This is a genomic window from Methylobacterium sp. J-070 (assembly GCF_022829385.1).
GTDB lineage: Bacteria > Pseudomonadota > Alphaproteobacteria > Rhizobiales > Beijerinckiaceae > Methylobacterium.
Window position 1 is genome coordinate 1 of sequence record NZ_JAKSXX010000085.1, and the last position, 335, is coordinate 335.

Annotated in this window: 1 tRNA gene and 1 rRNA gene; both read left to right on the forward strand. The window is 65.4% G+C overall.

Going from position 1 to position 335, the window contains the following annotated elements:
* The first annotated feature begins 9 nt into the window (after positions 1 to 9).
* Positions 10 to 125, forward strand: a 5S ribosomal RNA gene (gene rrf / locus MKL01_RS06585).
* A 126-nt stretch (positions 126 to 251) separates the two neighbouring features.
* A tRNA-Met gene (locus MKL01_RS06590) sits at positions 252 to 328 on the forward strand.
* Positions 329 to 335: the final 7 nt, after the last annotated feature.

The following is a 335-nucleotide window of genomic DNA, read 5'->3' on the forward strand; positions in this document are numbered from 1 at the left end:
ATGGGCCGGTCTGGTGGCCTGAGCGGCGTGCCCAGAACCCGATCCCATCTCGAACTCGGCCGTTAAACACGCCAGCGCCCATGGTACTGTGTCTCAAGACACGGGAGAGTCGGTCGCCGCCAGACCCGCCCATCGCAATCCAACATCCCCTCATCACGACACACCGATCCGGCCCCCGGACCCGGCCCCGCCTCACGGCAGGTCGCACCGGACCAGCCGCACACGCTTGCGGGTCGACCGCACACACTTGGCGCGGGGTGGAGCAGCCCGGTAGCTCGTCAGGCTCATAACCTGAAGGTCACAGGTTCAAATCCTGTCCCCGCAACCAAAATCAC